The organism is Candidatus Poriferisodalis sp. (assembly GCF_965214215.1).
Lineage (GTDB): Bacteria > Actinomycetota > Acidimicrobiia > Acidimicrobiales > Poriferisodalaceae > Poriferisodalis.
Window position 1 is genome coordinate 2,844,821 of sequence record NZ_CBDCBD010000003.1, and the last position, 18,569, is coordinate 2,863,389.

The window sequence follows — 18,569 nt, forward strand, 5'->3', positions numbered from 1 at the left end:
CCGGTTTGGGCGACCGACGGCTTCCGCTGAGCGATGCGCCACCATGTGCGCGCCGCTTGGGGCCTCCGGCCTCCCGGTGATGCTAGGTCAACTCTGAGACCGCCGGTGCCTTGCGCAGTCAACATCGGATTCCGGCCGTATGTCGGACGCGTTTCGAGGCCGACACTGCGCTCGAGGGGCGCACCACCGCGCGCGCCAGACGCGCACTTCCCAAGAAATACCTAGTTGTCACGCTCGAAGGGCACGGTGAGCGCCGATGGAGCGCCGATGCGGCGGCTGACGAGCACCAGCACCACGATGGTCAGGATTGCCGGCGCCATCGCGGCGATCGTCGAGGAGGCACCCACGATGATGCCGAGCGTCTTGAGCTGCAGCACGGTGGAGGACACGACGCCGAACAGCAGCGCTCCCGCCATCACGCCGCTGGAGCGCCATGCCCCGAAGTACACCAGCGCCACGGCGATGAAGCCTTGCCCTGAGGTCAGGTTCTGCTGGAAGATGCCGACGTCAAGGGCCAGCGTGCCGCCGGCCAGGCCGGCCATCACGTTGCCGATGATGATCGCCTGGGTGCGCACGACGTTGACACGTACGCCGAGCGTGTCGGCCGCCTCGGGCGTCTCGCCGACGGCTCGGACGTTGAGCCCGAACGTCGTCCGGTTCATCGCGAACCAGACCACGGGAACTAGCCCGAACGCCGCATAGGTGAGCACGCTGTGACTGAACAGCAACTCGCCGACCACCGGCAGTTCCGAGACCCAGCCGAGATCGACGCCTCGCAGCCCGTCGATGGGTATCGGAGTGCCCACCTGCTGGCGGAACAGCAAGTCGGTGAAGCCCAGCCCGAACAGGAAGATGCCGATGCCGCTGATTCCCTGGGTGGCGTGCATCACCACCGTGATGAACGCGTAGACCACCCCCATCGCCGCACCCGCGGCCATGGCGGCCAAGACGCCTGCCGCCACACTCCCGGTGCGCAACGCAGTGATGTAGGCCGCGTACGCTCCGATGAGCATCACGCCTTCGACGCCTAGGTTCAGCACGCCGGAACGCTGGCCGATCGTCTCGCCGAGCGCCGACAGCAAGAACGGCGTCGCCAGCCGGATGCCTGAGGCCAAGGTGGCGACCAGCACGCTGACGGTGAAGAAATCGCTCACGCCCGGCCCCCGTAGCTCGCGATCCCGCCTGCCCAGGTGCGCAGCCGGTCACGCAGCCGCAGGCTGCCGACGACGAACACCACCACGACGCCGTTGAGCGCCACCACCAGTGCCGCGGGAACCTGCGTTGCTCGCTGCATATCGCTGCCGCCGGTGAGCATCCCGCCGAACAGGAACGAGGCGGGCACGGTGAAGATCGGATGCAGCGCGCCGAACAACGCCGCCACAATGCCGTTGAAGCCGGCGTTCTGGGTGAAGGCTGCTGCGCCGCCCTCGCCGATCAGGCGATGGGACTCGCTGCCGAACACCAGCACCGCGCCGGCGATGCCGCAGCAGGCCCCGCTGAATGCGAGTGCTTGGGTGACGCTCTTCTTGACAGCCATCCCTGCATATTGAGACGCATCGGGATTGTGGCCCACCGATCGCAGCCGCATGCCGAGTGCGCTGCGGAACAGCAGCAGGTAGCCCAGCACCGCCACCAAAATGGCGATCAGCACGCCGATGTGCAGTCGGGTTCCGCCAGGCAGCAGCGGCAGGTCGGCGTTCTCGCTGAGACGGCGGGTCTGCTGGATCTTGATGGCGCCGGGTTCGATGAGCAGGTCCTGTAGCAAGAAACTCAGCAAGTGTGCCGCCACGATGTTCATCATGATCGTCGAGAGAATCTCGTTGACGCCTGCATAGGCCTTGAGCGCACCGGGGATCGCGCCCCAAAACCCGCCGCCGACTGCGCCGGCGATGATCACCAGCGGCACCAGCAGCACACGCGGCACGTCGTCGAATGCCATCGAGGTCACGGTGGCCGTGATGGCGCCCAGGATGATCTGTCCTTCGCCGCCGATGTTGATGACGTCGGTGCGGAAGGCGATGCAGATACCGACGCCCACCAGTGCCAGCGGCATCGCCCGCACCGCAGTGTCTGCCAGGTTGTCGGCGCTGCCGAATGCGCCCGTGACGAGCTCGCCGTAGGCCACGAGCGGGTTGGCGCCGAAGGAGATCAGCATGACTGCGCCCACGACGAGCGCGGCGACCGTCGCGATCGCAGGTACCGCTATGCCGACGAACGGACGCAGCAGCCGAGCGACGCGGTTCGAGGCCCCGCCACGGTCGGGGTCCGCACCGGTGCTCTCGTCATCGTCGGCGACAGATGTGACCGCCATGCCCCCTCGCCGTCTCGTTCCTGTCAGTGATCAGTCGAACTTCGGGGCGCGCTTTTCCACGAATGCCCTTTGCGCTTCGCGGGCGTCGCTGCTGTGGAACGTCTCGCCTTCGAGGCTGAGCGACAGCGGCAGGATCTGCGCCGACATCTGCCGGATCCAGTTGTTGATCGGCACCTTGGAGGCGCTGATGGCCTTCTGCGGTCCTGCGGCGAGCTGCTCTGCCTTCTCGAGCGCAGTATCGAGAATGGCATCGTCGTCGACCAGGAAGTTGACGAGCCCCATGTCATAGAGCATCTGACCGGTCACCCGTTCGCCGGTCATCAGGTGCCATTTCGCCCGGTTCACGCCCATGAGCAGCGGCCAGATGACTTGGCCCCCGTCGCCGGCGCCGATGCCCATGTTGACGTGCGTGTCTGCGAACACCGAGCTGTGCCCCGCCACGACGACATCGCACAGCAGCGCGATGTTGGCACCGAGGCCCATGGCATAACCCTGCACTGCAGCGATGATCGGCTTGCGCAGCTCGAGGAGATGATCGATGATCTGGCGTCCCTCTTCGAAGCTGACCGCCGGTCCGCCGGTGTCGCTGAAGTCGCCGCCAGCGCAAAAGGCACGGCCCGCGCCGGCGAGCACCACGACCTTGACGTCGTCGTCGGTCTGCGCGTCGCGGGTGAACGTGGACATCTCGTGGTGCATCTGCCCGTTGACAGCATTGAGCCGCTCGGGACGGTTCAGCGTGACGACGGCGACGCCGTTGTCGCGTTTGTCGATCAGCATGGCCTGGTAGTTGTCTTGGTCCAACGGCATGGCGTGCTTCCCCCTGTTTGTGAGTCCCTAGCCGTCGCTCAACGTACTGCGGCGAGACCGTGTCTGATCGTGCTCACCGCACAGCGGTCAGCATCCGGCCTACCGTGGTGTGGGGCCGGCCGACGATTCGTTCGTAGTTGGCCGGGTCAGTGGCGCCCTCGGTAACCATCACGAGCACGGTGGCATTCGTCGGGTCGTCGAGCGCGTCGCGGCCCTGCTCGTCTGCCAGCAGCGCCCGCAGACCCGCCAGCGATGCGCTGCCCGTTTCGCCGGCTACCACTTGCGAATCGGCGAGATCGGCCATGGCCCGGCCGGCGGCGTCGCTGTCGACCGAGACGCACCAGTCGACGCCGCTGGCCATCATCGGCCAGGCCAGCGGCGAGGGCACCCCGCAGTTCAGCCCCACCATGATCGAGCGGTGCGGCCCCGGTGTCTCGGTGATCTCCCCGGCCATCACCGACGCTTGCACGCAGTTGGCGTCGTCGGGCTCGACCGAGACCAGCACCGGTCGGTGCTCGCCGCTGCGGTAGTGGGTGACCGCTGCTGCCATGAAGGCGCCGACGCCGACGGGGACCGCCACGAGATCTGGCTGGCCGATGCCGTTCGCGGCGAGCGCATCGTCTACCTCGGCGAAGATCGTGGTGTAGCCCTCAGCGACGTTGGCGGGGATGGTCTCGTAGCCGGGCCATGAGGTGTCCGACACCACCAAGCAGCGGTCACCGGCCATTTCGGCGCTCTGCTCGATGGCGTCGTCGTAGGTGCCGTCCACCACGGTCACCGTGGCACTTTCCCCCTCGATGGCGGCGATACGAGCCTGCGAGGTGCCGTCGGGCACGAGGATGTGGGCATCGAAACCCAGGAGCCGAGCCATGAAGGCGACGGCGCGGCCGTGATTCCCGTCGGTCGCGGCCGCCAAGGTCATCGGCCGCAGGTGGGCCAGGCTGGCTGCCAGGGCGTTGATGTTCGCCCACGGCGGCGGCTCGCCGCCGAGGTGCTCGCAGATAGCGCGATACGAGGCCCATGACGCACCGAGGATCTTGAACGAAGGCAGACCCATGCGCTGGGTCTCGGCCTTCACGAGGACTCGCCCGACGCCGAGGCTGTCCGCGAGCCGGGGTGCGTCGATGACCAGCGTGGGCGCGTACGCGGGCAGCCGGCGATGAAATGCCCGCACCTCAGGCGGGGCGCCGGGCCAGTCACGCCCGTCGTACAGCGGGTTGCGAGTCACCGGTGCAGCCATCGTCGATCTCCCTAGTCCAAAGTCTCAGTCAAGTTCGTCGAGCGCAGCGAAGAGCCGTTGGGCTTGCTCTGAGGCCTTGGCCCGCACTTCGACAGGATCGATACGTGTAGCGACGCCGTTTGCCAGCACCTGATCGCCGTCAATCGTGACGTCAAGCGCGTGGACGCCGGGTGTGTAGGCGAGATGCCAAGGGTCGTCGCTCGGGTAGGACCAGCGCACGGTGTCGTTACGGGCCTCTGGCATGAGCGCCCACCCGTGCGCGAGCCACTCCCACGGCGCATCCGGACCCGCCGTTACGTCGTGCTCGCGCAAGCGTGCGTACGCGACACGGAACTCGTCGAGCATGTCGGCACCGATCCCGTCCGTGCCTAAGGCGATGGGGTTCACGTCGGCGAACCTGACGGGGTTGGCATAGCCGACTGCGTTATTCATGTTGGACCGAGGGTTGTGCACGATCGTGCCCTCAAGACCGTGCACGGTCGGTAGGTGGACACCATGGATGAGCAGCCAACGCTCGTCGCTGAGTCCGGCCAGCCGTTGAGCAGCGTCGGCGTCTGGCGGGCCTTCGGCAACGTGGATGTGGACGCCGACGCCATGGCGGCGGGCGAGGTCCGCCGCAGCAGCCAAGGTGTCGTTGGTGCAGGTGAACGACGCGTGTACGCCGACGTATCCCCGACCCCCAGCGGTGAGGAAGCGATCGTTCTCCGCGAGGCCGCGCCGCGCCCCATCGACGCCGTGACGGTCGGTGACGCCGTAGCAGCAGCTGATGCGCACTCCGACCTCGGCGCAGGCCGCTGCGATGACATCGAGCGAGCCTTCGATGGCACTGGGCGATTCGTGGTGGTCAACGATCGCAGTGCAGCCGGACTCCAGCGCTTCGAGCGCGCCGAGTTTCGCCGACCACTCCAGCATCTCCAGGTCAAGCGCCCGGTCTAGGCGCCACCACACGAGTTCGAGGATCTCGGCGAACCCGTCTGGGGTGCGGGGCGGCGGGGGCATGCCTCTCGCCAACGCCGAGTACAGGTGGTGGTGCGAACACACCAGGCCCGGCGTCGTCGCACCGCCCTCGCTCACAGGAATACCTCGCCGCTTACACGTGCCGGTCGTGGGCGCCAAGCCAGGCGTCGACGCACCCCCTCGTTCACGGCTGCGAGCGTAATCGGGGCACTTCAGCCTTCTGGGTCGCCTAGGCGTACCCGCGCCGCCGTCAGGTGCGCAGATCGGGGAGCAACTCGACGAGGCGGTCGAGCTGGGTGTCGACGTCGAGTGACGCCAGCCGGATGCTGAGGTGTTCGCAGCCGGCGTCGATGTATCCCTGCAGCCAGGCTGCCACCTGCGTCTGGGTGCCCGAATAGGTCCCCAAGAGCCGGCGCACCACCTCTGCTGGGGCGCCGTAGTAGAGCTTCGAATGCTCGTCGACTTCAGCAGCGGCAGTGTCGGGATCGCCCATGTTGACCGTCAGATAAGCCGCCGCGGTGATCGAGGCCGGGTCTCGTCCTGCGTCGGCTGCGTGAGCACGCATCGTCACGAGCTGTTCGGCGAACGCATCCACTGAGGGAGCGGTCGGGAACCAGCCGTCGAAGTGCCGGCCGGCCCGTTCGAGCCCACGAGGCCCCGAGCCGCCCAGCCACAGGCGGGGACCGCCCTCAGTCGCGCACACTGGCTGGAGCCGCTGCGCCGTTGGCGTGCCATCGGCCTGCCAGAGTTCGCGGGCATCGTGCACGATCTGCATGAGCTGAGTGCCCCGCCGATCGAAGTCGCCGCCGACGAGGTCGAAGTCGGCGTTGACATCGGGTGCGGGCGGGCCTGCGCCGACACCCAGGATGAGCCGCCCCCCAGACAGCGCATCGACGGTGGCGGCCTGCTGGGCGAGCTGGGTCGCATTGCGCATCGATGCGAGCAGTACCGCAGTGCCGATGTCGATGCGTTCAGTTGCGGCTGCGACAGCAGCGAGCACCGAGAGCGGTTCGGCCCGCGGCTTGGCCAGCAGCGAGTCGCCGATCCATGCAGCAGCGAAGCCGAGTTCCTCGGCCTGCACCGCCAAGTCGACAAGCCGGCGGGGGTCACCGTCATGGGGGGCGTACATCGCAAGCTCCCGGGACGGCAACAGCAAGCCGAACGTGACTGAACCAGGTGATGTCATGGTCCGCACTCTGCCACCCCCGCCGCCACCGAGCGTGACGACCGGCTCAGCCCTGCTTGTGTCGAGCTATACCCAGCTAGACCCAGGCATCGGCGCGCTCGCGGTTCGAGGGGTTGCGCATCGGCAGCTCGTTGTGCCATTCGCCTTCGTACTCCCGCAGGGCCGCTGCGACCGCTCCCGCTGTCGGCACGAGCCCGATCTCGCCGACGCCTTTGATGCCGTAAGGAGCGCCTGGCTGGGGCGACTCCACCAGGATCACTTCGACCTCGGGCATGTCCTTGGGCCGGATGATGGCGAGGCTGCGCAGCGTGGAATTGAGCGGCCGACCATCGGCGTCAGCAGGGAAGCCCTCGCTCAGCGCATAGCCGAGCCCCATGTGCACGCTGCCTTCGATCTGGCCTTCGCACAGCACAGGGTTCACGGCCCGGCCGACGTCGTGCGCTGCGACGACCTTCTCTACGTCGCCTGAGTCGGGATCGAGAATGACAACCTGGGCGGCGTAGCCGAACGTGGAGTGGATGACTGGGTGCTCCAAGCCCTCCGACAGCGAGTTGGTCCAGTCGACCCGGTACTCGCCTTCGTAGTCGACCTCGGGCTTGCAGCCGTCGGCCAGAGCAGCGCGGCACGCATCGGCCACCGCGCCTGCGCCCATGAGGGTGCCTCGGCTGCCGGTGGTCTGGCCCGCACCGAGCTCGCGTGTGGAGTCCACGATCACTCGCACCGCTTCGGGATCGACGCCGAGTTCCTCCACGGCAACCTGCAGCGCGACGGTGTGCACGCCTTGGCCCATCTCGGTCCAGCAGTGGCGCACCTCCACAGTGCCGTCGTCACAGAAGCGCACGACAGCTTTGGCGATCTCCTTGAAGCCGTTGCCGAGGCCGGAGTTCTTCAGTCCCAGACCGATCCCGACGGGCTTGCCGGCGGCGCGGGCCGCTTCGTAGGGCTCGCGCACGGCGTCGAGGCAGGCCTGGGCCCCGAGGCAGCCGTCGTCCATGATCTGGCCCGGTCCCCACACTCCCCCGGGCACCACCACGTTGCGCTGGCGCATCTCGAAACCGCTGATGCCCACCGCTTCGGCCAGCCGGTCCATGACGCCTTCCATGGCGAACTGCGCCTGATTGGCGCCGAAGCCTCGGAAGGCGCCGCACACCGGGTTGTTGGTGCGCACGGCAACCGACTCGACGTCCACCGCAGGCACCAGGTATGGCCCGGTGGCATGGCCCGCCGAGCGTTCCAGCACTTTCATGCCCACTGACGCGTACGGGCCCGAATCGCCGAACATGCGCGCCCGCACAGCGGTGAGCTTGCCGTCGACGTCGCAGCCGACTTCGTAGGTCATGCGGATGGGGTGCCGCTTGGGGTGCATGAGCAACGACTCTTCACGCGACAGCGTGATCCGCACCGGGCGGCCGGTCAGCCACGCCGCCAGCGCCGCGTGGGCCTGGTTCGACATGTCCTCTTTGCCGCCGAACGCGCCCCCGTTGGAGACCAGCTCGGTGGTGACCACTGACGGGTCCAGCGCAAGCACTGCGGCAATGTCGTTGCGGTCGTCCCAGATGCCCTGCCCGCCGGTGTAGACGTGCAGCCCGGCGGCGACCCCGTTTGCAGGGGTCGGCACGGCAAGCGTCGACTCGGGCTCGAGATACGCGTGCTCGATGCGCTGAGTCTGGAAGGTCTCGGTGACGACGTGGGCTGAGCCAGCCAGTGCCGCGTCGATGTCGCCGCGGGAATAGGTCGAGCGCGACAGGATGTTGCCGTCGAGCTCCCACACAGCGTCGATGTCGCTGTCCTTCACACGCACCGGGTCGGTCATGGGTTCGAGGACGTCGTAGGACACCTCGATCAACTCCGCTGCACGCCGAGCAGCGGGCCGGCTGTCGGCGACGACGACGGCGAGCACGTCGCCGAGGTACGACGTGCGCCCGCCGACCGGGATCATCACCGGCCAGTCCTTGTGGATGAGGCCCACCCGCAGCACTCCGGGGATGTCGGCGGCGGTGAACACGGCTTGCACGCCTTCTGTGGCCTCCGCTGCGCTGGTGTCGATCGACAGCACGTCGGCACGGGCGTGGTCGGCGAACCGCAATGCGCCGTGCAGCATGCCGTACGGGGCTGCAACGCCGCTGACCGACGAGTCGATCACGATGTCGTCGATGTAGGGGCGGCTGCCCAGCGTGAGCTCGCGGGCCTCGTAGCGGACGCCCGAGCTGCCGATGCCTTTGGGCGGCAGCGCCACCGGCACTTCTCCCGCCGCCAGCGATTCCACCGCATCGAGGATCTTCGTGTACCCGGTGCAGCGGCACAGATGCCCGCCGAGGTGGCGGCTGGCTTCCTCACGTGTCAATGCCGAGCCCTTGCGGTCCAGCAGAGCCTTCAGCCGCACCACGATGCCGGGAGTGCAAAATCCGCACTGCAGGGCACCGTGGGCCGCAAATGTGCTCGCCATGGCGTCCAGCTCGGCTTCGTCGAAGCCCTCGACGGTGGTGATCTCGGTGCCCGCCGAGCGTTCGAGGCTCGTCTGGCATGCCACCCGGGCCTTGCCGTCCACCAGCACCGTGCAGCAGCCGCACTGGCCCGAGGGCGCGCACCCGTCCTTCGGCGAGATGATCCCCAGCTCGTCTCGCAGTGCTGCCAGCAGATGCTCATGTTCGCTGTCGACCGTGACCGGCGAGCCGTTCAGCACGAACCCCGTCGCCGGATTGTCTGTCGCCATTGCCAACCTCGTCTCCGGGACCCCATTGTCCCTTCCCCGTCGGCCATTGTCGCACCGCCCGGCGTTCATTCGCACCACTGCTCACGGCGGCGGGGTGACGCCCTTTTGCTGGCCGATCAGCTGGTAGGTCTCGGGTCGGCGGTAGCGGCTGAAGTTGAACAGCGTGTCCTTGTACTGCGAGCACCAGTCCAGGTCGCATCGGGCGGTGATGAGCTCGTCGCCGTCGGTGACGGCCTGAGCAACGATCTGGCCCGACGGAGCGATCACCGCCGAGTGCGCCAGCGACTCCACGCCTTCCTCGGTTCCGCCCTTGGCCACGCCGACCACCCAGGTGCCGTTCTGATAGGCGCCGGCCTGCATGACGAGGTGGTTGTGGAATGCCTGCAACGGATCCTGGATCGGGTCGGGTGCGTAGTGCAGCGGTGTGTTGTAGCCGATGAAGATCATCTCGACGCCTTGGAGGCCCATGACGCGGTAGGTCTCGGGCCAGCGCCTGTCGTTGCACAGGGCGATGCCCATGACGCCGCCGAATGCCCGCCACACGCTGAAGCCTTCGGCGGACTCCTCGAAGTAGCGGCGTTCGAGGTGCTGGAAGGGGCGCTGCGGCTCGTGTTCTTCGTGCCCGGGAATGTGCACCTTGCGGTATTTGGCCACGAGTGTGCCGTCGCAGTCAACGAGGATCGCGGTGTTGTAGCGGTGGCCGTCTGGCGTCAGCTCGGCGTAGCCCAGGTGGAAGGCGATGCCGAGACGCTTGGCTTCGTCGAACAGCGGCTGTGTCTGCGCGGAGGGCATCTCAGTCTCGAAGTACGCGAGCAGTTCGGGCGAGTCGTCGGGGAAGTACCAGCGGGGAAAGAAGGTGGTGAGCGCCAGCTCGGGGAACACGACCACCTCGCAGCCCCGCTCGGCGCCTTGGCGCAGCAACGCGATCAGGCGCTTGACCACGCTGGCGCGGGTCTCATAGCGGGCGATCGGCCCGAGCTGCGCTGCGCCGACGGTGAGCGGTCTCATGTCGTCGCCCCGATCTCGCCGATCTCGCTGTCGATTTCGCCGTTGGCGAGACGCCACACCACGTCGGCGAGCAGGTTCGCTCCCGCTTCGATGTCGTGCGGTGCGGTGTATTCGGCTGGGTTGTGGCTCACGCCGTCGAAGCTGGGCACGAAGATCATGGCGGTCGGGCACACCCGGGCCAGCATCTGCGCGTCATGGCCTGCGCCCGACGGCATGCGGCGATGCGTCAGCCCGGCCTCGGCAGCGCATGTCTCGACGAGGTCGATGACCGCTGGGTGGAACTCGACGGGCTCGAAGCGGGCCGTGCGTCGCATGGATACGTCGAGGTGCTCCGTTTCGGCATTACGAGACACGATCTCGTCGAGCCGCGACTCGGCATGTTGCAGCATCGCCTCGGAGGTGTTGCGCAGGTCCACAGTCATCGTCGCCAAGCCGGCGATGACGTTCACCAGATTCGGCACGAGCGAGATCGCGCCCACCGTGCCGACCTGCGAGTCGCCGATGTTGTGCGCCAGCTCGCGCACCTCGTTTGCGATGCGGCACGCAGCGAGCCCTGCGTCGCGCCGCAGCGGCATGGGCGTGGTGCCGGCGTGGTTCGATTGGCCGCGCAGCGTGACTTCGGTCCACGAGATTCCCTGCACGCCTTCGACCACACCGATCTGCGTTTCGTGGAACTCGAGGACTGGGCCCTGCTCGATGTGCAGTTCCATGAAGGCGTAGGGCACTGCGCCTGGCACGGGCGCCGAGCCGCGATAGCCGATGCGGTCCAGCTCGTCGCCGACAGCGATGCCGTCGCGGTCGGTGATCTCCAGCGCTTCTTCGAGTGCAATGCCCCCCACATAGGCGAGGCTGCCCAGCATGTCGGGCGCGAACCGGCTCCCTTCCTCGTCGGTGAAGTACCCCACCGACAACGGGCGCGTGGGCATCCCGCCGCCCGACAGCACCGACTCGATCACTTCGAGGCCGGCCAGCACGCCGAGGTTGCCGTCGTAACGCCCGCCGGTGGCGACAGTGTCGATGTGGCTGCCCATCATCACCGAGTCCGCGACTCGCCCAGCCTCAGTGCAGGCCACGACGTTGCCGAGCCCGTCGATCGTGATGTCGAGCCCCAGATCGGCCATCCAGGTGCAGACCAAGTCTCGCCCGGCGCGATCTTCGTCGGTGAGCGCCAGCCGGCAGTTGCCGTGCGTTCCCTCGATGGCACCGATCTGCGCCAGCTCGTCGAGACGCCGCATCAAACGCTCGCCGTCAATCTGCGGTGTCCGCCCGACCGATCCGCTCATGGCCTCATTCTCGCACCGCCGCCCACTTACGCCGCACTCCACCCGACCCGCAGTCACCGAGGCATCAGCCTTCGCCGCGTCAGTCGCGCGCGTCGCCAGCCTGCCGCCGAATACGAAGCAACGGACCCGAACCACAGCTAAGCTGCATCCCCGTGTTGGCGAGACTGGATCCTCAGCCACGATCCCCAAGATGGGCCGAAGGTTCGACTATGCCTCCATGCATGACGGGCGCAATAACCCCCCCCCCCCCCGCAAGGAGTAGCTGACGGTCAGGGAGGCCGCGGCCTCCTCACTGCCAGTGCCGGCGGCACTCCAGAACCTGTTCACATCCCGATCGGTTTGCCCTGCGGGCGCGCTTACCGCGCACCGACCTGTCGAGATCAGGATCGGACGGTCGCCTTCATACGTGGATATTGCCGTGCCGTAGATCACGTCGCTCGGCCGCAGTATCCATTTGCTGAACGGCGACTGCCACGGATCGCCAGCAGCCAATTTCCCAAGCAACTCCAGCCACCGAAGATCATCATTACCGAACGCAACACAGGCCTCGGATATGCCACTTTCGCAACTGCACGCCGTATAGCCAGCATCAACGCCACCTTATGTTGCTTGAGGAAACATATGGAACTCGCGCGACACAACCGAGGCCCAATAGTCGCGCAAATTGGCCCCAATGCATCGGCCATATTGAAACCAAATGAGCGGGCAATTTTGGCACAGCCAATATTCCCACCCTATATCCATTGTTCGGAGCCGGTACCTATGTCAGGGAAGTGTTCGTTTCGTTTTCGACCAAAGGCACTGTTCTTTCCTTACCGACCAAAACGCGACAACTCAAGCCTATGTGACTATTGGCGTGCGATCGCATTCCCGCTGCTCTTCGTGATTGCCGTTCCTGCACTCTGGGCCTTCGGTGTTGAACTGCGGTTGCCTAAACCAGGGACCCTCGCAACTCTACTCGGCACCTTCACCATAGCCACAATCGGCTACCAGGCTTGGGCACGCCAAAAGCTCACCAACCTGACCATTAGAGTTGGCGAGCAGCGGTCCCAAGCAGAACAGGAAGATAGACGGTTATGCGACGACCTGCTGTCCTGTGCGCGAAACATTTCTACTGTGTTTCGAGACCGCGTTGACTTGCACATGGTGCTCGGATCGGTAGCGTACGGCCTATTCCTGCTAGTGTTTCTGACCGAGAAGAGCTTTCCGGATAGTTGGTCCGAGTATCTTGAATGTATTCAAGTGGCCTCGGTTGCGTGGTTTGTTCCCAATCTGATGTTGCTGGGCTGTGTCGCAGTTTCCCTGAACGATTTCCTAGGTGACGTCCAGCCACTCGTCAGAAACGAGGATTGACAATGAATGCATTATTTGCGCCGAGTGACACCTCCTCAGGCAGCGAGATCGGAGCCAAGTCACATCGCTGGCGAACGGCGGTGATGTTCAGAACTTCAAGGGTTGTCGTTGGAATGATCGTCCTATTGTTGGGCGGGTCGTTGTTGGCGGGCTGTGGGAGTGATTCGGTGGATGCCTGTGCTGAGGGTATTCGCGAGACTGTTGCCCTCGAAAATGCGGAGATGGTGGCGGATCGCAAGTTGGATGCCGCCATCGAAGACGACGCCTCGCCCGAAAGAGTCGAAGACTTGCGTCAACGATACGAGGAGGCATCAATTGAAGCGGGTCGACGGAGACTGGTGACAGCCGTGGCCTGCGACCTGGAAGTCCGATCTGGCCGCGATCGAACTGGCAGCGAGGCTGCCTGCTCCGCAGCACTCGAGGTGTGGGGCGAGGCCGCAGAGGATCTCGCCGAAGCCCAAGCAGAGTGGGCGAACGCCGTGCGCGGCTGGAACGAGTCACCCGGTGATGTCTCGGCAGCTCGGGCAAGTCTTAGCGGCGATGAACCGTCGGGCCGCTTGGCTGATGCTTACGAGGCACGCGCCGACGCGTACAGTTCGCTGGGGATTGCGAGGGGCAGATCGGAGTCGACATGGGCGTGGGCGGCGTGCGGCGATTTCGGGCAAGCCGGAGCGTGCGCCCAGGGCATCGACCTCGTTGTCGAATGGGGCGGCAAGTCTCTTGAGGCAGATGAAGCTGCTGATGCGAAGGTGGCGTCGTACACCACGCCCGAAGATGACACAGCAAGCGTGCTGAGCGACATAGCACGCGGGACCCAAGACGTAGCCGAAAATGCGTGCTGAGGAGAAATCCTTCCCCCGCAGCACCCCCGGATCTGGCGGCAAGACGACTCACGAGAGGGTGAAATTCGTGGGCGACCGGTATCGGTCATCAGCGCGAAGACATGGGAGAATGGTGCGATACGCGTCGCAGTTCGTCAGGGCAGTCACGGTGCTGGCGTTATGTGCTGCCGCTGTGGCTGTGCCTATTGGGGCATCTCCCGCGGCGGCGCAGAGTTCGGCGCTGTTGCCGCCGCTCGACGATTGTGCTAATGCGACGCCCATCGTGGTTGCGTCGGATGCTGCAGCGCAGTCCGATATCTACAGTTCGGTGACGCTTGCAGGGGTGCTCGAAGCCGTGTCCGCCGGCAGCACCGCCTGCATCGTCCTTGCCGGGCCCCGCGACGGCTCGATGCCCGCGGCACAGCTCGCCCGCCTGAAGACGGCGCGTAGCTCCGGCTATGTGGTGGGCGGCGTCGCCGCGGTCAGCAGCCAAAAGGCACCGCGGGGGTTCACGAGGATCGCTGGCGCTAGTCGGTGGGCCACAGCCCGAAACATCGGCATAGCTGCTTATCGGTTGGCACGAGGGGAACAGCCCGCCGCAGCGGCGTTTCCGCACGGCAGCGGTCACGGGACTTCAGGCACCTCTGACAGACCGGCGTTGCCGACACCGGATAGTTGCCGGGGAGCGACGCCTATTGTCGTCGCGTCCGACGTGGCGGCGCAGTCCGACATCTATAGCGCCGTCACACTTGCGGGCGTGCTTGACGCTGTCGATTCGGGCAGCGGGTCATGCATCGTGCTGGCCGGGCACCGCGCTGCGGCGATGCCGTCAGCTCAGTCCGAGCGTCTGAACGCCGCGACCGGCCTAGGCTACGTCGTTGGCGGTGCGAGCGCTGTTGTGCAGGCAAAGGTGCCGCTGTCTTTTCGGCGGGTTGCAGGTTCCGACCGCTGGGAAACTGCCCGAGCAGTGGGTACCGTGGCACTCGAGACAGCTCGGCCATCTTTGAATAACATGCCACCTTCAGGTCAGGAAGTCGTCGCACGTGCCGATGTCGGTGCGACAGGCGCCACACTTGCCGGCGGCACGGTGAAGGTCACGGTGCCGCCGGGCACGTTCGATGACGACTCCAGCGTGCTGATCCGTGCGCCTCTCGGACAGGTCGGGCACCTCATCGGCGGCGACTTAATCGAGGTCGACCACACCGGGCCGATCAACAAACCGATCACTGTGGTCTGGGACGTCAGCGAGCTCAACGAATTCCAACAGGCAGTACTCGTGTTGGTGCGCTGGAATGAACAAGAACAGCGTTGGCGAGCCCAAGATGCTGATTTCGACATCATCAACGGTCGGCTGACGGCGCACCTCGATAAATGGAGCCCTCCTTGGGGCTGGATCACCAATGCAGGTTCTGCTGTAGGCCAAACTGTCACCAGCATAGGCTCTACTGTCAACCAAACATTCGGCGAGTTCATCGGCGTCAAAGTGGACGCACCCAAATGCGCCAGTCCGATGCCCGCATGGCTTACTCACGCTGATGATCCCGACGAGCACAGCAACTCGGCTTCCATCCGTCTCTGTTATGAAGCGACCGGCGACGACGTGCAAATGAAGACCGCCAACAATCGAAATATCAGTCGCTTCGTCTATCCGACGGGCGACATCGCATGGTCGTCGAACAAGTCTTCGAATTCCTCGCTCGCCGATTTGGTCGTCGGAGAAACTTTTGGGAGATGGCTCGAGAACGACACCCGCGTCTTCTTTCTGCCGTTGCAGACAAGACACATCGATCTTCATCGACCGCGAAACCCAGGCACCCATTCATTGACCTTCCAAACCGAGCAACGAACCATCGTGCCCCCGAGCCGGGACATCGTCGTGCTCACGCTCCCGGACATCGTCTATTCTGTACTGGAACAATTCGAACTGCCATTCCTCAAGAACTATGAAGTTCTTGAAGTCTTGAGCCCATATCTGGAATGTACATTGGCGGGCGTTCCGGCTTTGATAGGTACACCACGGCACGAATGGCTGTCGTCGATCGGGCAATACATCGTCGACTGCTTTACGAGCCAAAACAACTTTACTGACTCCGCACTCGCGTCAGCAGACGTAGACATTCACAACATTTTTCAAGGTTTCACCGATCTAGCGGCGTTCGTCGATATCGTCCGCCTCGGATACCGCATAACCGACACATTCATAACCCCAGAAGAATATTGGACGGTATCAACACAGACCACATCAGGACAGGCCACTCGAGCAGGTACAACCCGTCAAACAATATCCGCCGGAAGGGGTAATTCGTGCGGGATACGCAACGACAGCACCGTGATCTGCTGGGGTACCAACGAATACGGCCAGAGCGATGCACCGTCGGGTTCGTTCACCTCAGTTTCCACGGGCTACGAACATTCGTGCGGGATACGCAGCGACGGCGCCGCGACCTGTTGGGGCAGCAATTTGGTAGGGCGGTTTCTCTCGGGGAAGATCGACGCACCGTCGGGTTCGTTCACCTCAGTTTCTGCTGGCGGCGGCCATTCGTGCGGGATACGCAGCGACGGCACCGTGACCTGTTGGGGCTGGAACTGGAAAAGCTTTGGGGAGCACCGCTCGGGGCAGAGAGATGCACCGTCGGGTTCGTTCATTTCAGTTTCCGCTGGCTACAGCCATTCGTGCGGCGTACGCAGCGATAGCACCGTGGCCTGCTGGGGTACCAATGATTACGGGCAGAGCGATGCACCGTCGGGTTCGTTCATTTCAGTTTCCGCTAGCAGCGCCCGATCGTGCGGAATACGCAGCGACAACACCTTGATCTGCTGGGGCTGGGGCGTCGATCCTCCGTCGGGTTCGTTCACCTCAGTTTCCCTAGCCACCAACTCCGATAATTCGTGCGGGTTACGCGCCAACGGCACCGTGGTTTGCTGGCGTGCCAGGGGATACCTGGAGAGCGAAGCTCCACCATCGGGTTCGTTCACCTCAGTTGCCGTCGGCTCTGGTCATGCGTGCGGGTTACGCATCAACAACACCGTAACCTGCTGGGGCAACGACTTGTCTGGACAGAGCGATGCGCCGCCAGGTTTGTTCGATTCAGCGACCGTCGGTCCATAACGTTCGAGTACGTCGTAGTATTTGTGGCCCCACCCTTAGGAGTCGAAGAAAGTGAGAAGTGAAGAACCTGGACTGAAGGCCACTCGTCGGAGCTGGGCAGTCTCTATCGGTGGTTGCGAGCGAGTTGAGTGTAGGCGTCGCGGCTGATTGCCGTCCACTGCCATGCATGAGCTTGTGTTCGATCTAATGAACGAGCACAGTATTACTACGACGACTTTCGATGTGTCCGACGGCATGGGGAAGATCAGTATGACGACGAGAGCCGACGCCAAGGCGCTCGATGCTTCCCAGAAAGATGCGCTGAGGTTGTCCGGCGGCAGTGGCGACAACGGGTAAGCCGCTCCCAAGGTTTGTTGAATGTCGCTGGCGTGTGACTACAACCATTCGCTCTTTGGTATGCGTGAGATCAAACGCGCTGTGCCGAGTCCGGGGAACCAAGCGAGTTCATGCGTCCCTCCGGCTGCCGCGGATCGGCTGTCGATTCCGTTGAGCCCTCTGTCGTGTGCCTGGCGCCCGATGGGCTGGCATTGGGAGTGCGGCACGATGCGGTCGTCGGGCCCGATCGGGTAGCTCGACGGCAAGCCTGCAGCGACGAGTCCTTCATCGGTGAACGCGTCGAGTGCTGTGCCTACGGCGACTTCGATCTCGACGAGGTGCGGGGCGCTCGCCGGGTCGATGTCGTGAATGTTGACCGGCCGGCCGTCAAAACGTCTCAGCGCGTTCGCCCGTGCGGTGTCCATGTCTGCGCTGAGATACAGGCACTGCAGTCCCGGCGGATTCCATCTGCCGCCTGGCGGTCTCGCCGAGTGTGACGCATCGAGCGGATCGTGCCAGTGCCAATCCACGACACGCAGGTAACGGCCGCCGATGCTCGTGGTAACGATGCTCATGCTGTGGTGGCGTAGTCGAACATCTTCTCGATGTCGCGGAGCAGCCATTGGTGTTCGTCGGCAGCGATCAATTCGAGCATCGTGCGGTCCCCGTAAGCAGCGGCGCTTCGGCGGGCGACGATCGGGGGCATGCCCTCGCGCAGCCGATATCGAAGAATGTCCGCTATCTCGACGATCGTGCCGATCTTGGGCAGCCGCTGGGGTGGCGGCCCGCCGACGAGCCACTTGTCGACAGCTTGACGGGTGACCCCCATGAGGTCAGCGAAAGCGCCGCTCGACAGGTCCAGCGTGGTCATCGCCCTGCGCAGAGGCGTGGCACTTCTGTGTTCGAACTCGATGTCGCCCATGGCTTTGAAGAACCACGCCAGGTAGTGCTCGTCGACGTCGAGGCGCGCTCGCACACACCGATGAGGCAGACCGCCTGCCAGCCCGCGCACTCTGTCGACAAGCACGGTGATGGCGCCGATCCCGTCATTCGAGGGCGCAATCCACGGCAGATGCACGAACACGGGACGCAGCAGCGCGAACACTGCGGCCGGCGAGAGCGAAGCAGCTGAGGAGTACGCAGGCGACTCGACCAGCGCCGAGGCTGCGGATTCGACGTTGTAGCGGTACCGCCGCAGAATCGCAGAACTGGCATATTCGCCGAGCATCGGCATCAGAGAGTCCAGGGCTGCAACGACATCGGGAATTGCCCGCGCTGCTTGCCTGGCAGCGTCATCCAAGTCACCGTCGAGCAGGCTGTCCACAGAGCCAGCCTAACGCAACTGAACAGCAATATGAATGGTTGCAGCGTGGAGTTCGAGCGCGCCGGCACGCATCAGCAACCTGCGCCGCAAAGCCGCCGGATTCAACAACTACACCAACTTCGAAGCCCGCGGCCTGCTGCCG

14 protein-coding genes are annotated in these 18,569 nt (G+C 64.8%); 3 read left to right on the forward strand and 11 right to left on the reverse strand.

Annotated elements, in window-relative coordinates:
- Positions 1-221 precede the first annotated feature (221 nt).
- From ACOOF5_RS15060 to ACOOF5_RS15100, 9 genes are all read right to left on the reverse strand, one after another.
- Positions 222-1,154: an ABC transporter permease gene (locus ACOOF5_RS15060; RefSeq protein ID WP_420440568.1), complete on the reverse strand. Its 933-nt coding sequence runs from the start codon at positions 1,152-1,154 to the stop codon at positions 222-224.
- Positions 1,151-2,311 carry an ABC transporter permease gene (locus ACOOF5_RS15065; protein WP_420440570.1) on the reverse strand — a complete coding sequence of 387 codons (1,161 nt, stop codon included), beginning with the start codon at positions 2,309-2,311 and terminating at the stop codon, positions 1,151-1,153. Before ACOOF5_RS15065 ends, ACOOF5_RS15060 begins: the two co-directional genes overlap by 4 nt.
- 30 nt (positions 2,312-2,341) lie before the next feature.
- On the reverse strand, positions 2,342-3,118 hold the full coding sequence (locus ACOOF5_RS15070) for an enoyl-CoA hydratase/isomerase family protein (RefSeq protein ID WP_420440572.1): 777 nt from the start codon (positions 3,116-3,118) through the stop codon (positions 2,342-2,344).
- A gap of 73 nt (positions 3,119-3,191) precedes the next feature.
- Positions 3,192-4,358, reverse strand: a complete 1,167-nt coding sequence (locus tag ACOOF5_RS15075; RefSeq protein WP_420440574.1) for a diaminopropionate ammonia-lyase — start codon at positions 4,356-4,358, stop codon at positions 3,192-3,194.
- A gap of 24 nt (positions 4,359-4,382) precedes the next feature.
- Entirely contained in the window at positions 4,383-5,432 is a 1,050-nt protein-coding gene (locus ACOOF5_RS15080; RefSeq protein WP_420440576.1) for an amidohydrolase family protein, read from the reverse strand.
- A gap of 133 nt (positions 5,433-5,565) precedes the next feature.
- Positions 5,566-6,501: an LLM class flavin-dependent oxidoreductase gene (locus tag ACOOF5_RS15085; RefSeq protein WP_420440579.1), complete on the reverse strand. Its 936-nt coding sequence runs from the start codon at positions 6,499-6,501 to the stop codon at positions 5,566-5,568.
- Positions 6,502-6,577: 76 nt separating this feature from the next.
- Complete coding sequence (locus tag ACOOF5_RS15090; protein WP_420440581.1) at positions 6,578-9,214, reverse strand: molybdopterin cofactor-binding domain-containing protein; 2,637 nt, start codon at positions 9,212-9,214, stop codon at positions 6,578-6,580.
- Between the two features lie 81 nt (positions 9,215-9,295).
- Positions 9,296-10,222, reverse strand: coding sequence for an N-carbamoyl-D-amino-acid hydrolase (locus ACOOF5_RS15095; protein ID WP_420440583.1), 927 nt, complete (start codon positions 10,220-10,222; stop codon positions 9,296-9,298).
- Positions 10,219-11,505 (reverse strand): Zn-dependent hydrolase, encoded by a 1,287-nt coding sequence (locus tag ACOOF5_RS15100; protein WP_420440585.1) that lies wholly within the window; start codon positions 11,503-11,505, stop codon positions 10,219-10,221. The genes ACOOF5_RS15095 and ACOOF5_RS15100 overlap by 4 nt, the downstream gene beginning before the upstream one ends.
- Positions 11,506-12,387: 882 nt before the next feature.
- On the opposite strand from ACOOF5_RS15100, the gene ACOOF5_RS15105 reads away from it, so the two are divergent.
- The 3 genes from ACOOF5_RS15105 (at position 12,388) to ACOOF5_RS15115 (ending at position 16,788) form a co-directional block, all read left to right on the forward strand.
- Positions 12,388-12,858 (forward strand): hypothetical protein, encoded by a 471-nt coding sequence (locus tag ACOOF5_RS15105; protein WP_420440587.1) that lies wholly within the window; start codon positions 12,388-12,390, stop codon positions 12,856-12,858.
- Between the two features lie 167 nt (positions 12,859-13,025).
- Positions 13,026-13,700 (forward strand): hypothetical protein, encoded by a 675-nt coding sequence (locus ACOOF5_RS15110; protein WP_420440589.1) that lies wholly within the window; start codon positions 13,026-13,028, stop codon positions 13,698-13,700.
- A 109-nt stretch (positions 13,701-13,809) separates the two neighbouring features.
- Positions 13,810-16,788, forward strand: a complete 2,979-nt coding sequence (locus ACOOF5_RS15115; RefSeq protein ID WP_420440591.1) for an RCC1 domain-containing protein — start codon at positions 13,810-13,812, stop codon at positions 16,786-16,788.
- A 374-nt stretch (positions 16,789-17,162) separates the two neighbouring features.
- Here ACOOF5_RS15115 and ACOOF5_RS15120 read toward each other — a convergent pair whose 3' ends face one another.
- Together ACOOF5_RS15120 and ACOOF5_RS15125 are read right to left on the reverse strand one after the other, a co-directional pair.
- A complete protein-coding gene (locus ACOOF5_RS15120) occupies positions 17,163-17,678 on the reverse strand; it encodes an RES family NAD+ phosphorylase (protein ID WP_420440593.1) in 516 nt (171 codons plus the stop codon).
- Positions 17,675-18,427: a helix-turn-helix domain-containing protein gene (locus ACOOF5_RS15125; RefSeq protein ID WP_420440595.1), complete on the reverse strand. Its 753-nt coding sequence runs from the start codon at positions 18,425-18,427 to the stop codon at positions 17,675-17,677. The genes ACOOF5_RS15120 and ACOOF5_RS15125 overlap by 4 nt, the downstream gene beginning before the upstream one ends.
- Positions 18,428-18,569: the final 142 nt, after the last annotated feature.

Coding starts and splice junctions, on each gene's coding strand:
- ACOOF5_RS15065 (WP_420440570.1), bottom strand. CDS start 2,311: ATGGCGGTCACATCTGTCGCCGACGATGACGAGAGCACCGGTGCGGAC.
- ACOOF5_RS15070 (WP_420440572.1), bottom strand. CDS start 3,118: ATGCCGTTGGACCAAGACAACTACCAGGCCATGCTGATCGACAAACGC.
- ACOOF5_RS15075 (WP_420440574.1), bottom strand. CDS start 4,358: ATGGCTGCACCGGTGACTCGCAACCCGCTGTACGACGGGCGTGACTGG.
- ACOOF5_RS15085 (WP_420440579.1), bottom strand. CDS start 6,501: ATGACATCACCTGGTTCAGTCACGTTCGGCTTGCTGTTGCCGTCCCGG.
- ACOOF5_RS15090 (WP_420440581.1), bottom strand. CDS start 9,214: ATGGCGACAGACAATCCGGCGACGGGGTTCGTGCTGAACGGCTCGCCG.
- ACOOF5_RS15095 (WP_420440583.1), bottom strand. CDS start 10,222: ATGAGACCGCTCACCGTCGGCGCAGCGCAGCTCGGGCCGATCGCCCGC.
- ACOOF5_RS15100 (WP_420440585.1), bottom strand. CDS start 11,505: ATGAGCGGATCGGTCGGGCGGACACCGCAGATTGACGGCGAGCGTTTG.
- ACOOF5_RS15115 (WP_420440591.1), top strand. CDS start 13,810: ATGGTGCGATACGCGTCGCAGTTCGTCAGGGCAGTCACGGTGCTGGCG.
- ACOOF5_RS15120 (WP_420440593.1), bottom strand. CDS start 17,678: ATGAGCATCGTTACCACGAGCATCGGCGGCCGTTACCTGCGTGTCGTG.